Annotated in this window: 11 protein-coding genes and 1 tRNA gene; 8 read left to right on the top strand and 4 right to left on the bottom strand. The window is 71.5% G+C overall.

Annotated features, from left to right (window positions below):
- Positions 1-4: 4 nt before the first annotated feature.
- On the bottom strand, positions 5-1,435 hold the full coding sequence (lysA, locus tag ACZ63E_RS14275; protein ID WP_465336359.1) for a diaminopimelate decarboxylase: 1,431 nt from the start codon (positions 1,433-1,435) through the stop codon (positions 5-7).
- 3 nt (positions 1,436-1,438) lie between these two features.
- On the bottom strand, positions 1,439-3,100 hold the full coding sequence (gene argS, locus ACZ63E_RS14270; protein ID WP_465336358.1) for an arginine--tRNA ligase: 1,662 nt from the start codon (positions 3,098-3,100) through the stop codon (positions 1,439-1,441).
- A gap of 196 nt (positions 3,101-3,296) precedes the next feature.
- On the opposite strand from argS, the gene ACZ63E_RS14265 reads away from it, so the two are divergent.
- On the top strand, positions 3,297-4,097 hold the full coding sequence (locus ACZ63E_RS14265; RefSeq protein ID WP_465336357.1) for a DUF3105 domain-containing protein: 801 nt from the start codon (positions 3,297-3,299) through the stop codon (positions 4,095-4,097).
- Entirely contained in the window at positions 4,094-4,786 is a 693-nt protein-coding gene (locus ACZ63E_RS14260) for a DUF305 domain-containing protein (protein ID WP_465336356.1), read from the top strand. The genes ACZ63E_RS14265 and ACZ63E_RS14260 overlap by 4 nt, the downstream gene beginning before the upstream one ends.
- On the opposite strand, the gene ACZ63E_RS14255 is transcribed toward ACZ63E_RS14260, so the two are convergent.
- Together ACZ63E_RS14255 and ACZ63E_RS14250 are read right to left on the bottom strand one after the other, a co-directional pair.
- On the bottom strand, positions 4,787-5,707 hold the full coding sequence (locus ACZ63E_RS14255) for a cation diffusion facilitator family transporter (RefSeq protein ID WP_465336355.1): 921 nt from the start codon (positions 5,705-5,707) through the stop codon (positions 4,787-4,789).
- A gap of 177 nt (positions 5,708-5,884) precedes the next feature.
- Positions 5,885-6,973 carry an epoxide hydrolase family protein gene (locus ACZ63E_RS14250; protein ID WP_465336354.1) on the bottom strand — a complete coding sequence of 363 codons (1,089 nt, stop codon included), beginning with the start codon at positions 6,971-6,973 and terminating at the stop codon, positions 5,885-5,887.
- Positions 6,974-7,122: 149 nt separating this feature from the next.
- Here ACZ63E_RS14250 and ACZ63E_RS14245 point away from each other — a divergent pair.
- The 6 genes from ACZ63E_RS14245 (at position 7,123) to ACZ63E_RS14220 (ending at position 14,021) form a co-directional block, all read left to right on the top strand.
- Positions 7,123-7,195: transfer RNA gene (locus ACZ63E_RS14245), tRNA-Arg, on the top strand.
- Between the two features lie 251 nt (positions 7,196-7,446).
- Entirely contained in the window at positions 7,447-8,691 is a 1,245-nt protein-coding gene (locus ACZ63E_RS14240; protein WP_465312714.1) for an acyltransferase family protein, read from the top strand.
- Positions 8,688-9,884, top strand: coding sequence for an ABC transporter substrate-binding protein (locus tag ACZ63E_RS14235; protein ID WP_465336353.1), 1,197 nt, complete (start codon positions 8,688-8,690; stop codon positions 9,882-9,884). The genes ACZ63E_RS14240 and ACZ63E_RS14235 overlap by 4 nt, the downstream gene beginning before the upstream one ends.
- 264 nt (positions 9,885-10,148) lie before the next feature.
- Complete coding sequence (locus ACZ63E_RS14230; RefSeq protein WP_465336352.1) at positions 10,149-11,216, top strand: acyl carrier protein; 1,068 nt, start codon at positions 10,149-10,151, stop codon at positions 11,214-11,216.
- The gene (locus ACZ63E_RS14225; protein WP_465336351.1) at positions 11,213-12,721 is read left to right on the top strand and encodes a class I adenylate-forming enzyme family protein; all 1,509 of its coding nucleotides are present in this window, start codon (positions 11,213-11,215) and stop codon (positions 12,719-12,721) included. The genes ACZ63E_RS14230 and ACZ63E_RS14225 overlap by 4 nt, the downstream gene beginning before the upstream one ends.
- Positions 12,714-14,021 carry a type III PLP-dependent enzyme domain-containing protein gene (locus tag ACZ63E_RS14220; RefSeq protein ID WP_465336350.1) on the top strand — a complete coding sequence of 436 codons (1,308 nt, stop codon included), beginning with the start codon at positions 12,714-12,716 and terminating at the stop codon, positions 14,019-14,021. Before ACZ63E_RS14225 ends, ACZ63E_RS14220 begins: the two co-directional genes overlap by 8 nt.
- Positions 14,022-14,023: the final 2 nt, after the last annotated feature.

Genomic DNA, 14,023 nt, shown 5'->3' with positions numbered 1-14,023 from the left:
GTGCTCAGACCTCCAGGCGCAGCATGTCGTCGGTCGTCTCCCGCCGCAGCAGCAGCCGGGCGCTGCCGTTGCGCACGGCGGCCACGGCCGGGCGCGGCTGCCGGTTGTACGTGCTCGCCATCGAGTAGCAGTAGGCGCCGGTCGCCGCGACGGCCAGCAGGTCGCCGGGAGCCAGCGTGTCGGGCAGCCAGCAGTCTCGTACGACGATGTCGCCGGACTCACAGTGTTTTCCCACGACCCGGGACAGCACGGCCTGCGCCGGCTGCTCGTTGTCGCCCGCGGACCGGGAAACGAGCCGGACGTCGTACACCGCGTCGTAGAGCGCGGTCCGGATGTTGTCGCTCATCCCGCCGTCGACGCTGACGTACCGGCGCGACCGGTCGTCCCCGAGCGAGACGTCCTTGATGGTGCCGACCTCGTAGAGCGTGATGGTGCCGGGACCGGCGATCGCGCGGCCGGGCTCACCGGCGATGCGCGGCACCGGCAGGCCCGCGTACGCGCACTCCTTGCGGACGATCTCGCGGATCTGCGTGATCATCTGCGCGGGCGGCGGCGGGTTGTCCTTGTCGGTGTAGGCGATGCCGAAGCCGCCGCCGAGGTCGACCAGGCTCAGCTGGTCGAGCAGCTCGGGACCGTGCTCCTTGGCCAGGTCGGCGAGCAACCCGACCACGCGGCGGGCGGCGACCTCGAAGCCGTCGGCGTCGAAGATCTGCGAGCCGATGTGGCTGTGCAGGCCGACCAGCTTGAGCGACGGCGAGTTCAGCACCCGGCGCACCGCCTCGGCGGCGTCGCCGGAGGCCAGCGAGAACCCGAACTTCTGGTCCTCGTGCGCGGTCGCGATGAACTCGTGGGTGTGCGCCTCGACGCCGACGGTCACCCGGATGAGGACCGCCTGGGTGATGTCGTGCCGCGCGGCGATGTCGGCCAGCCGGGCGATCTCGAAGTAGGAGTCGAGCACGACCGTGCCGACCCCCGCGACGATCGCGGCCTCGAGCTCCGCGGGCGACTTGTTGTTGCCGTGGAAGGTGATCCGGTCGGCCGGGAAGTTCGCGCGCTGTGCCACGGCGAGCTCGCCGCCGCTGCAGACGTCCAGGCTCAGCCCCTGCTCGGCCACCCAGCGGGCGATCTCGATGGAGAGGAACGCCTTGGACGCGTAGTGCACGAGCGACGGGTCGTCGAACGCCTCGGCGTAGTCCGCGCAGCGGGACTTGAAGTCGGCCTCGTCGACCACGAACAGCGGCGTGCCGTGCTGCTCGGCCAGCTCGCGGACGTCGACGCCGGCGATCCGCACGACGCCGTCACCGCCGCGGAAGGTGTTGCGCGGCCACACTTTCGCGGGCAGCTTGTCGAGCTCTTCGACCCCCGAGGGCTGCAGCCCCGAGGTGTCGGCGTGGGGGTAGACGTCGGCGTGCCGGGGGCCCGCGGGGTGCGCCATGGGTTACATCCGTTCCGGAGCAGAGACACCGAGCAGGGCGAGACCGTTCGCCAGCACCTGGCGCGCCGCTTCGCACAGCGCGAGCCGCGCGAAGGTCAGCGGGGTGGCTTCTTCGTCACCCATCGGGAGGACTCGTCCCACGGTGTAGAACTTGTGGTAGGCGCCCGCGAGTTCTTCGAGGTAGCGCGCGATCCGGTGCGGCTCCCGCATTTCGGCGGCACGGCGCACGGTTTCCGGGAACTCGCCGATGGTGCGGATCAGGTCGCCCTCGGCGGGCAGCGTGAGCAGTCCGAAATCGACGTCGGAACCGGACTGCTTCGTGAGGCCGAGGTCGGCCGCGTTGCGCTGCAGGGACGCCAGCCGCGCGTGCGCGTACTGGACGTAGTAGACGGGGTTGTCGTTGGAGTGCTTGCGCAGCAGGTCCAGGTCGACGTCCAAACTGGAGTCCACGGAGTAGCGGATCAGCTCGTAGCGGGCCGGGTCGACGCCGACCGCCTCGACGAGGTCCTCCATGGTGATCACGGTGCCGGCGCGCTTGGACATCCGGACCGGCTTGCCGTCGCTGACCAGGTTGACCATCTGGCCGATCAGCACCTCGACCGTCGCCGGGTCGTCGCCGAACGCGGCGGCCGCGGCCTTGAGGCGGGCGATGTAGCCGTGGTGGTCCGCGCCGAGCATGTAGATGCAGAGGTCGAAGCCGCGGTTGCGCTTGTCCTTGAAGTAGGCCAGGTCACCGGCGATGTAGGCCGGGTTGCCGTCCTGCTTGATGACGACGCGGTCCTTGTCGTCCCCGTACTCCTTCGACTTCAGCCACCAGGCGCCGTCCTCGAAGTAGAGGTTGCCGGAGTCCTTCAGCTCCTGCACGGCGGCGTCGACCGCGCCCGACTCGTGCAGCGAGTTCTCGTGGAAGAAGACGTCGAAGTCGGTGCCGAACTCGTGCAGGCTCTGCTTGATCTCGGTGAACATCAGCTCGATGCCGATCCGGCGGAACGTCTCGTGCCGCTGCTCCTCCGGCAGCGAGAGCGCGCTCGGCTCGGCCTTGATGACCTCGGCGGCGATGTCGTTGATGTAGCCGCCCGCGTAGCCGTCCTCCGGCGCGGGCTCACCCTTCGCGGCGGCGATCAGCGAGCGGACGAACCGGTCGATCTGCGCGCCGGCGTCGTTGAAGTAGTACTCGCGGGTGACCTCGCCGCCCTGCGCGCCCAGGACCCGGCCCAGCGCGTCGCCGACCGCGGCCCAGCGGGTGCCGCCCAGGTGGATCGGGCCGGTCGGGTTCGCCGAGACGAACTCGAGGTTGATCTTCGTGCCGGCCAGCGCGTCCCCGCGGCCGAACGCGGCGCCGGCGTCGAGCACCTGGCGCACGATGTCGCCTTGGGCGGCCGCGGCGAGCCGGAAGTTGAGGAAGCCGGGGCCCGCCACCTCGGCCGAGGCAACGCCTTCGTCCGCCGAGACCGCCTCGGCCAGCGCGTCGGCGAAGTCGCGCGGCTTGAGCCCGGCCTTCTTGGCCACCTGGAGGGCCAGGTTCGTCGCGTAGTCGCCGTGGTCGGGGTTGCGCGGGCGTTCGATGGTCACCTGCTCCGGCAGCACGGCGTCGGTGATGCCGCGTGCGGCGAGCACCTGCACGGCGGAGCTGCGGACCAGGTCGGCGAGAGCGGCGGGAGTCACTCCGCGAATTCTAGGTGTGCCCAGGTCGGGCGCTTTCAGCGGTCTCGGCCACGTCACGGCGGGCGTCCGTGTGAGGCGTTAACGGTGATCAGACGCGCGGTCTCTACACTGGCTCGGGCGGGAATCCGTCCGCAGCCACCAGAGGGAGAACGCGGGAGCCATGGCGAACCGGACAACTCGGAAAAAGGGGTCGGCTGTGAAGGCTGCCCGCGGTTCCGTCGTGAGCAAGAAGGGCACGCCGTGGGGCACGATCGTCGCGGTCATCGCCATCGTCGCCCTGGCCGGCGCCGTGATCACCTACTACATGGTCGCGTCCGCGCCGAAGCGTGAGCAGTCCGACCGCGAAGCGGCCGCCGCCTCCTTCGCGCCGACCGCGTCCGACCCGGACCCCTCCAAGCGCATCCCCGGCGTGGTGACGGCCACCTACACCGGCAGTGTGCACGTGCTCCCGACCGAGCGCGTCGCCTACGACAAGACCCCGCCGTTCGGCGGCCCGCACGACGGGTACTGGGCCACCTGCACCGGCACGGTGTATCCGAACGCCGTCCGCACCGAGAACATGGTGCACGGCCTCGAGCACGGCGCCGTGTGGATCGCCTACAACCCGCAGCAGATCACGGGTGACGCGCTGAACCTGCTCAAGGTCCGCGTCGAGGGCAAGCCGTACACGATGATGTCGCCGTACCCGGGCCTCGACAAGGCGGTCTCGCTGCAGTCGTGGGGTCACCAGCTGAAGGTCGACAAGGCCGACGACCCGCGCATCGACGAGTTCATCGCGGCGCTGCGGAGCAACCCGAACGGCGTCTACCCCGAGGTCGGCGCCTCGTGCGACGCGCTCGGCCCGGGCCAGTTCGACCCGGACAACCCGCCGCCGTTCGACCCGTCGAAGCCGGGCCCGGACGCGAAGCCGATGGACTACAAGGGCACGCCGAACGCGCAGACCGACCAGCAGACCGGCGGGATGAGCCAGCAGCCGTCGGCCCCGGCCACCAAGTGACTTCGGAGGCCCCCGGGCCGCCCACGTGGTCGCGCTGGGTGATCATCGGCGGCGCGCTGCTGGCGGTCCTGCTGATCGGCGCGACCGCGGGGATGTTCCTGACCCGCACCCTCGACAACGGCTCGGCTGCCGCGACTCCGGCAGCCGGGTCGGTCGAGGTGGGGTTCGCCCAGGACATGTCGACGCACCACCTGCAGGCCGTCACGATGGCCGGCTGGGCGCGCGACCACTCGACCGACCCGGAGATCCGCCAGCTGGCGTTCGACATCGAGCGCACGCAGCTGGAGCAGGTCGGCCGCATGAAGGGCTGGCTCATGCTGTGGGACCAGCCGGAGCAGGCGATCGGCACGCCGATGAAGTGGATGACGGAACCGATGTCCGGCATGCCGGGCATGTCGATGGGCACATCGTCGGTCAACCCGGCGGCGGGCGCCCTGATGCCGGGCATGGCGACCGAGGCGGAGCTGGCCAAGCTGCGCTCGCTGTCGGGCAAGGAGCTGGACGTGTACTTCCTCCAGCTGATGCTGCGCCACCACCAGGGCGGAACGGCGATGGCCCAGTACGCGGCGGGGCATTCGAACCTGACGGCGTTGCAGGCCCTGGTGCGGAGCATCCTGACGTCGCAGGGTGCGGAGATGGACCAGATGAAGCTGATGCTCTCCAGCCGGGGCGCCCAGCCGCTCCCCTGACTACCAGGAAAGCTCCTGGCAGCGCCGCGCACATTGCGGCGCCTCCACCTGCAGGGTCGCGTGCTCGATCGCGTACCGCGAGGCCAGCAGGTTCTGCGCCTCCGTCAGCACGTCCGACTGCTTCGCCGGCGGAGCCAGCGTCAGGTGCGCCGAAGCCACCTCCATGCCGGACGTCAGCGTCCAGACGTGCAGGTCGTGCACGTCCGCGACCCCCGGCAGCGCGGCCAGCTCGGCGTTGATCGCGCCCACGTCGACGCCGTGGGGTGCGTGCTGGAAGAGGATGCGCAGCGCGCGGCGGGCCAGGGCCCACGTGCGGGGCAGCACGAACAGGCCGATCGCCACGCCGATGATCGGGTCCGCGTAGCGCCAGCCGGTCAGCAGCGTCAGCGCGCCGCTGACCAGGACGCCGACCGAGCCGATCAGGTCGGCCAGCACCTCCAGATACGCGCCGCGGACGTTGAGGCTCTCCTTCGCCCCCGAGCGCAGCACGGCGAACGACACGACGTTGGCCAGCAGACCGGCCGACGCGGCCAGCAGCACCGGCAGGCCGGGCACCGCCGGCGGGTCGCTGATCCGGCCGATGGCCTCGACCAGGACGTACCCCGCGACGCCGAACAGCAGGATCGCGTTGCCGAGCGCGGCCAGCACCTCGGCCCGGTAGAGCCCGAACGTGCGGCTGACCGTGGGGCCGCTGCGCCGCGCCAGGACGATCGCGGCCAGGGCCATGCCGACCCCGAGGACGTCGGTGAACATGTGCGCGGCGTCGGAGATCAGGGCCAGCGAGCCGGTCGTGAAGCCGACGACGAACTCCAGCACCATGAAGCCGGCGCCGATGCCCAGCGCGATGGTCAGGCTGCGCACGTAGCGCCCGGACGCGCTCGCCGGCGCGCTCGTGTGGCCGTGCCCGTGGCCGTGTCCCATCTCGCCTCCGCTCCGCGTGTCGTTCCGAGGCCAAAAATATAGTCGAATGCGCATATGTGCAACAGAGGTGAGGCTAAGTTCACCCATCCGAAAGCTACTCCGCGGCTTGTTCGTCACCAATCCACCAGGAGGGGTTTCCCGCCTGGTGGACCGGTCACGCTTCGACGTCGCCCGCGGCTAGCGCACCAGCCGGAAGAAGCCGCGGACCTGCTCGACGAACAGCCGCGGCTGCTCGAGGGCGGCGAAGTGCCCGCCGACGGGCAGCTCCTCGAACCAGCGCAGGTCGGTGTACCGCTGCTCGGCCTGGCGCCGCGACGGCCGCACGATCTCCTTGGGGAACACCGAAACCCCGGCCGGCACGTCCACAGTGGACAGGTCGCGGTCGTTGTTCTCCCAGTACATCCGCGCCGACGAGGTCGCCGTGGCGGTGAACCAGTAGACCGAGATCGCGTCCAGGATCTTCTGCCGGTCGACGGCGTCCTCGGGGTGGCCCTTGTTGTCGGTCCACGCCCAGAACTTCTCGGCGATCCAGGCGGCCTGCCCGGCCGGCGAGTCGGTCAGGCCGTACCCGAGCGTCTGCGGCCGCGTGCCCTGCTCGGCGGAGTAGCCCGCCCCGGTCCGCCGGAACTCCTGCAGGTCGGCGAGCGCCTTGCGCTCCTGCGGCGTCGGATCGTCCTGCTCGAGCCGCACGGGCGCGAAGTTGACGTGCACCCCGGCCACCCGCGGCGAGCGCCCGAGCGCGTTCGTCACGGCGGCGCCCCAGTCGCCGCCCTGGGCGCCGTAGCGGTCGTAGCCGAGCGACACCATCAGCGCGTCCCACAGCTCGGCGACCCGCGCGATCTTCAGCGCGGGCTTGTCGCTCCAGCCGTACCCGGGCAGGGAGGGAATGACGACGTGGAAGGCGTCGGCGGGATCTTCGGGCTCGGTGAGCGGCCCGATGACGTCGAGGAACTCCAGCACCGAGCCGGGCCACCCATGGGTGAGCACGAGCGGCAGCGCGTCCGCGTGCGGCGACCGGACGTGCAGGAAGTGCACCCCGACCCCGTCGACGCTCGCCCGGAACTGCGGAAAGGCGTTGAGCCGCCCGGCGAACCCGAAGTCGTACTCCTCGCCCCAGTCCCGGCAGAGCTCACGCACATAGGCCAGCGGAACCCCCTGCGACCAGTCGCCGACGGTCTCCGCCTCCGGCCACCGCGTCCGCCGCAACCGCTCCCGCAGATCGGCGATGTCGACCTCGTCGAGAGGTACCTGGAAGGGTTCGGCCATCTCGCCTCCTTCGGGTGAGGCTCCCACGCTAGCGACGTGCGGGTGAGTGGATCAACTTTCTTGCGCCGACCAGCGGGATCACCCATCGCCCCACCTGCCCGCGCGAGCCGTGGGGGATGCGCTAAGCTTTCCGAGTCGCCCAGCGATGGGCCCTCGTAGCTCAGGGGATAGAGCACTGCCCTCCGGAGGCAGGTGTCGCAGGTTCGAATCCTGCCGAGGGCACCCGAGATGCCCGAGGTCTGTTCGCGGATTGCGCGAACCAGGTCTCGGGTTTTGTGTTTTCTGGGGGCCGAGCCCCCAGACCCCCGCCGGGGGCAAGCCCCCGGACCCCCCAAGGTGGTCACCTTGGGTTGAAACCTTCCTTCGCGCCCGGCGCTCGATGGTCTCCAGAGCAAACGTGGAGACGTCTTCGCCGCGTCCGGAATCGTACGGTTCCGCCAAAGAACCGACCGGCCAGCGTGAAGGAGTAGGTCGTGAGTGACAGCAATGGCGGCGCGGCGAGGCTAGTGCCCGTCGGCCCAGGCTCCGGGGGCACGGCGACGCCGGCCAAGGCGCTGAACTCGTTGACAGGGCTGCGGTTCATCGCCGCGATCATGACGTTCCTCTTCCACACCGGGCTGATGATGAGCCCGCTCGGCCCGACGTTCGCGTCGGTCAGCCCGTTCGCCGACACCGGCGCAGCGACGTGGTACGCGACGACCTTCGCCTTCAGCGGCTACATCGGGTTGTCCTTCTTCTTCGTGCTGAGCGGCTTCGTCATCACCTGGTCCGCGCGGCCGACCACCACCGCGAGGTCGTTCATCCGCCGCCGGCTGGTGAAGGTCTTCCCGAACCACGTGGTCATGTGGATCGTCGTCATGGTCCTGTTCGCCGGTGGCGTGGTCAGCTGGCGCGTGTGGCTGCCCAACCTGTTCCTGATCCAGTCGTGGTTCCCCACCTACGAGATCAGCCAAGCCATGAACGTCCCCGCCTGGTCGCTCTGCGCGGAGCTGCTCTTCTACCTGACCTTCCCGCTGCTCGTCCGGCCGCTCTTCCGGCTGAAGGCGCGCGGCCTGTGGATCGGCGCGGTCGCGATGCTCGCCGGCCTCGGGATCTACCAGCTCCTGGTCAACACCGTCATCGAGGGCCCGGCCGCCGGCTCGCCGGACCCGATGTCGCCGACGCAGTACTGGCTCGCCTACCTCTTTCCCGTCGGGCGCATCTTCGAGTTCCTGACCGGCATGTTCCTGGCGCGCATCGTCGCCGCGGGCAAGTGGCCGAAGCAGGTCGGCCCGCTGGTCGCGACCGTGATCATGGTCGTCGCCTGGTTCGTCGCGCTGTACGCGCCGGTGCAGCTGGCGATCAACCTGATCACCCTCGCGCCGATCGGGATCGTGATCGCCGCCTTCGCCAGCGCGGACCTGCGGGGCGCGCGCACCCGGGTGAACGGCAAGCGCTGGGTCTTCCTCGGCCAGATCTCCTTCGGGTTCTACATGGTCCAGATCGTGACGGTCTTCTGGTTCCGGGGCGTCACCGGCGGCCAGTTCTCCACCCCCGTCGCGATCCTGGTCCTGCTCGGCATGGCCGCGCTGAGCATCCTCGGCGGCTTCATCCTGTTCCGCTTCGTCGAGTCGCCGATGATGCGCAAGTTCGGCCGCAAGAAGACCGCGCCGCTCAAGGCGGTCGAGACGCCCGGCCCGAAGTCGCCGGACGCGGGTGAGGAGCGCAGCGCGGCATGAGCACCGAGCCCGCACACCGGGACGACCGTGAGGTCGAGGTCTACGCCTGGGCGACCGACGATGATCCCGAGCGGGTCGTCGAGAAGGCCGCGGTCGACTCTCTTGTGGAGGTGTTCGCCCGCCGGTCGCCCGACCTGGAGTTCGTCAACCCCGTCCTCTCCGGGGACGGGGTGGCGGACCCGGTGGCGGCGCTCACCTCCCGGTTGCGGGCCGGCGACCCGCCGGACAGCTTCCAGGTCCACCCCGGCGGCGAGGTGACCGACCACGTCGCCGCCGGGGCGCTCGCCGACCTGGACGACCAGTTCGCGCGGTGGGGCCTGACCGATCTCCTGCCGCCGGGGCTGCTCGAGGGCCTCTCGGTCGACGGGAGCGTCTACTGCCTGCCGACGGGCATCCACCGCCTGTTGTTGTGGGGCAACGGGGACACGCTGGCCGGGGCCGGGCTCACCGCCCGGCCGACGTCCCTCGCGGAGCTCTTCCACCACCTGGACGAGCTGCGCGCCGCGGGCCTCGACCACCCGCTCGCACTCGGTCCACATTGGACTCAGCTCGACCTCCTCGAAGGGCTCCTGCTCGGCGAGCTCGGCGCCGACCGCTTCGAATCCCTCTGGACGGCGGACGCCGACTGGGCGCACGCGGACATCACCCGGGTGCTCGAGGACTACAAGAAGCTGCTGTCGTACTCCAACCCGGACCGCGACAGTCTGCATTGGACCGAAGCGGCGAAGCTGCTGAGCGACGGGAAAGCCGGCTACTTCTTCATGGGCGACTGGGTGGCCGCCGAACTGGAGGACAACGGCCTCACGAACTACACGTACCAGCCGTTCCCGGGCGCCGAGGGGACGTTCCAGTGGCTCGGTGACGGGTTCGTCCTGCCCAAGAACGCCCCCAACGCGGCGGGCGCGATCCGTTGGCTCCAGACCGTCGCCGGCCTCGAAGGGCAGCGGGCTTTCAACACCCGCAAGGGATCCGTCCCCATCCGCCGGGACGCCGACCCCGCCGACTACCCGCCCTACCAGCGGGCGGCGATCGCGGACCTCCACCGGCTGCGGCTCGTCCCGTCGTGCATGCACGGCTCGGCGACCTCCCCGGACCGGGTGATGCCGGTCGTCCTCGCGGTGAACTCCTTCTCCTCGACGGGTGACGTCGCGCAGCTGCAAGCCGCGATCGCGGCGGGCCTCACCGGCCGGTGAGGCCGAAGACACTCCAGGAGTAGACCCCCACGGCGGGGGTTCAGAAGAATCAGAGGGAGCCGAACAGGCTCGATCGTGAGGTCCGGAGCTCGGGGATCCGCCGGCGGACGGCGAGATCCACCGCTTCCCCAACGCCGGTGGCCGGGTTCCGGTCGGTGCCCGCGACCTGAAGCGCTGAGACTTGGGAGTGGACATGACGCTCGTGCAGCAGGAAAGCCCACCGTCGTCCGCCTGCTCCGCCGGCGAAGCGGGGAGGCGGGTCCGATGACGGAGCTCACGGTCCGCGCGGAGCTGCTGGACTGCCTCCAGGCCAACCTCGCGGTGGTCGCCGACCGCCACCACGGTCCCGACACCCACCTGGCCCTGGGCGCCGCGTTGCGGTTCCGGCCCGCGGCCGGCCCGGACGGGCTGCCGACCGTCGAGCCGAGCCTGGCCGCCCACCTCGCCGACGCGGAAGAGTTCCTGGGCCTGCGGGTGACCGAGCACTGGCGGGACGTCCCGGCGGCGGAGCTCGCGGACCTGGCGCTCCAGTACGGCGAGCTCTACGTCGTGGCCGACGCCTACGACCTCTCCTGGACGCCGTACTACGGCCAGCAGCACATGGAACACAGCTTCCTGGTGGAGAACAGCCCCGCCGGCGCCGAGATCACCGACGCCTACCGGAACCAGACGCCGTGGGGCAACGCCGTGCCCGGCCACTGGTCGACCGACTGGGCGAAGCTCCCCACCGCGGACCACGTCGTCGCGCTGGCGCCCGCCACGAGCGCGCCGGATGTCACCCCGGTCGTCGACATCGCCGATCCGGCGTCCTACCTGGACTCTTACGCCCGGCACGAAGACCGGGCCGCGGCGCTGCACCGGCTGACGCTCGAAACCTGGCTGCTGACCCGGTCCCGCAAGCTGCACGCCGCGTTTTCGGGCGCCGGCGCGGCCGAGGACCACCTGCGCGCCTGGGACCTGCTGACCGAGCAGACCTACCTGGCCGCCCGCCGCGTGGAGCGGGGCCGCCGGGAGCCGACCGGGCTGCTCGACCGGCTCGGCCAGGCGCTGGCCGCCGACCGGGACGTGTTCGGCGCGGCCTCGCCGGACGACCTCCGCGACAGCGTGGCCGCGATCGTGGCCGACGTGCTGGGCACGAGCACCGAGCGCGTGCTGGCCGAGCCCGAGCTCACCCTGCTGCCGGGGTTCGACTCCGTGCGGCTGGTCGAGGTCGTGGCGCGCCTGGAAGACCGGCTCGACGTCGAGTTCGACCCGGACGACCTGCTGCCGGAGAACCTGCACCACCTCGACGGGCTGTGCCGGCTGGCCGGCGCCACGGAAGGAGCCGCGTGAACTCCCAGCCGACCCTGCTGGCGCAGCTGCTGGACGACGCCGCCGCCCGATGGCCCGGCCGGCCGGCCGTGACCAGCGGCGGGACCACCCTGACCCACGCCGAGCTGGCGGCCGCGAGCCACCGGCTCGCCCACCGGCTGGCGGACCGGGGCCTGCGGCGCGGCGACCGGATGGTCGTCGTCGCCGGCTCGACCCCGCTCACTCCCGCGCTGCTGTACGCGGCGGCGCGCGTCGGGGTGGCATTCACCCTCCTGCACGAGCAGGTCCGCGGCCGTCCCCTGGCCCACGTGCTCGACGACTGCGAGCCGGTCCTGGTCGTCGGGGCCGACGAGTCGGTCGTCGACGACGCTCGCGCCAAAGGCATCGACGCGATCGGCACCGAGGAGCTGGCCGAAGCCGCGTTCACCGGCGAACCGCGGCCCTGGACGCCGCCGGCCGGCCAGGAGCCGCTGCCGGTCGACCCGGTGTGCCTGATCTACACCTCGGGCACGACGTCGCTGCCCAAGGCCGTCGTCTCCACGCACCAGCAGGCCGTCTTCGCGGTGCTCGCCATCCACTCGCAACTGTCCTATCAGGACGACGACGTCGTGTACTCGCCGCTGCCGCTGTCCTTCGACTACGGGCTCTACCAGCTGTTCCTCGGGGCGGCGAGCGGGGCGCACGTCTGGCTCGGACAGCCGGCGGAAGTCGGGCCGGCGTTGGCCCGCAACCTCGTGCGCGCCGGCGCCACGGTGCTGGCGGCGGTGCCGGCGGTCGCGGAGGCGCTCGCCCGGCTGCTGGCCCGCGGCGGTCCGGCCCCGGCGTTGCGGCTGATCACCAACACGGGCGCGGCGATGCCGTCCGAGGCGCTGGTTTCCCTGCGCGCCGCCATTCCCACGCTGCGCGTGCAGCTGATGTTCGGGCTCACCGAGTGCAAGCGGGCCACCATCATGCCTCCGGACGAGGACCTGGCCCGCCCGGGTTCGAGCGGACGCGCGCTGCCGGGCACCGAGGTGTTCGTCGTCGACGACGTCGGACGGCGCCAACCGCCGGGCGAGGTCGGCGAGATCGTCGTGCGCGGGCCGAACGTGATGGCCGGTTACTGGCGGCGTCCCGACCTGACCGAACAGCGGTTTCCCAAGGCCGACGGGCTGTTCCCGCAGCTGCGCACCGGCGACTACGGCTGGGTCGACGAGGACGGTTACCTCTACTTCTCCGGCCGCCGGGACGACATCTACAAGGAGCGCGGCTTCCGCGTCAGCGCGACCGAGGTGGAGGCCGCCGCACGCCGGGTGCCCGGCTGCGCGTCGGCCGCGGTGCTGCCGCCGGGTGACGGCGAGCCGGCGTCGCTGGTGGTCACCGGGTCGTTGACGGCCGAGCAGGTCCTGGCCGGCATGCGGGAGCAGATCGAGGAGTTCAAGATCCCCCGCCGCTGCGTGGTCATCGACGAGCTCCCCTTGTCCCGCAACGGGAAGGTCGACCGCAAGGCGCTCGCCGGCCTGATCAAGGAGGCGCGGCATGTCTGAGGCGGTGCTGGACCAGCGGCTCACCCTGACCCCGTCGGTGCGGGACGCGCTCGCGCAGGTGGGCACCCCCGCCTACGTGTACGACCTGGCCGAGGTGCGGCGCAACGCGCGCCGGCTGCGGGCCGCGCTGCCCGAGGGCTGCGGCCTCTACTACTCGCTCAAGGCGAACCCGCACCCGGCGCTGCTGCGGGAGCTGCGGGAGGCCGGCGCGGAGCCCGAGGTGTGCTCGCCGGGTGAGCTGGCGGCGTCGATCGAGGCAGGCTGGCCGGCGGCGAAGGCCCTCTACACCGGGCCCGGGAAGCGCGACGCCGACGTCGCGGCGGCCCTGCGCGCGGGCGTCCGCACGTTCTCCGTGGACTCGCCGGCGGCGCTGGACCAGCTGGACCGGATCGCCGCGGGCCTCGGGGTCCGGGCGCGCTGCCTGCTGCGGGTCAACGACGACCAGCCGACCCCCGGCCAGCGGCTGGCGATGACCGGCGTGCCGTCCCAGTTCGGCGCGGACACCGGCTGGGTGCTCGCCGAACCCGGCCGGTTCGCGGGCCGGCCGCACGCGGCCGTGGTCGGGCTGCACCTGTACATGGGCACGAACCTGGTCGGCACCGACGACCTCGTCGCCCAGTTCGGCCACACCCTGCGCACCACCGCGCGTCTCGTCGCGGCGCTGGAGGCGGAAGGGGCGACGATCGAGGTACTGGACCTCGGCGGCGGGTTCGGCGCGCCGTTCGCGCGGGCCGGCGCCGCGGTCGAGTTCGCCGGGCTGCGCGAACGGCTGGAGCAGCTCTTCGACGACGGTGTGCCCGGCTGGCGCACCGGCAGCCCGGAGATCGCGTTCGAGTCGGGCCGCTACCTGGCCGGCACCGCGGGCACGCTCGTCACCGCCGTGCTCGACGCAAAACGTTCCCACGGCCGGGAAATCGTGGTCCTCGAGTCCGGCATCAACCACCTCGGCGGCATGTCCGGCCTGCGCCGGCTGCCGCCCCTGGTCCCCCACCTGCTCACCGTCGGCGACGCACCCGATCGGGGCGACGCGGTCGAGACGACCGTCGTCGGCCCGCTGTGCACCCCCCTGGACACCTGGGCGCGCAACACCCCGCTGCCCCGGCTCGTGCCCGGCGACCTGCTGGCGGTCCCCAACACCGGGGCCTACGGCCTGCACGCGAGCCTGCTGGGCTTCCTCGGCCACCCCGCCCCGGCGGAGCTCGTCATCGACGGTGACCGGCCCGGCTCGCCCGTTGTCCACGCCTCCCGGCTGCACCTCGCGCGTGACCCGATTCGCCTTGGTGCCACAGGAAAGGAATGATC

The sequence above is a fragment of the Amycolatopsis sp. NPDC104819 genome, from assembly GCF_055583145.1.
The sequence above is the reverse complement of the archived record's forward strand: the minus strand, read 5'-3'. Positions and strand labels throughout refer to the sequence as shown.

Coding starts and splice junctions, on each gene's coding strand:
- lysA (WP_465336359.1), bottom strand. CDS start 1,435: ATGGCGCACCCCGCGGGCCCCCGGCACGCCGACGTCTACCCCCACGCC.
- ACZ63E_RS14255 (WP_465336355.1), bottom strand. CDS start 5,707: ATGGGACACGGCCACGGGCACGGCCACACGAGCGCGCCGGCGAGCGCG.
- ACZ63E_RS14235 (WP_465336353.1), top strand. CDS start 8,688: ATGAGCACCGAGCCCGCACACCGGGACGACCGTGAGGTCGAGGTCTAC.
- ACZ63E_RS14220 (WP_465336350.1), top strand. CDS start 12,714: ATGTCTGAGGCGGTGCTGGACCAGCGGCTCACCCTGACCCCGTCGGTG.
- ACZ63E_RS14230 (WP_465336352.1), top strand. CDS start 10,149: ATGACGGAGCTCACGGTCCGCGCGGAGCTGCTGGACTGCCTCCAGGCC.
- ACZ63E_RS14250 (WP_465336354.1), bottom strand. CDS start 6,973: ATGGCCGAACCCTTCCAGGTACCTCTCGACGAGGTCGACATCGCCGAT.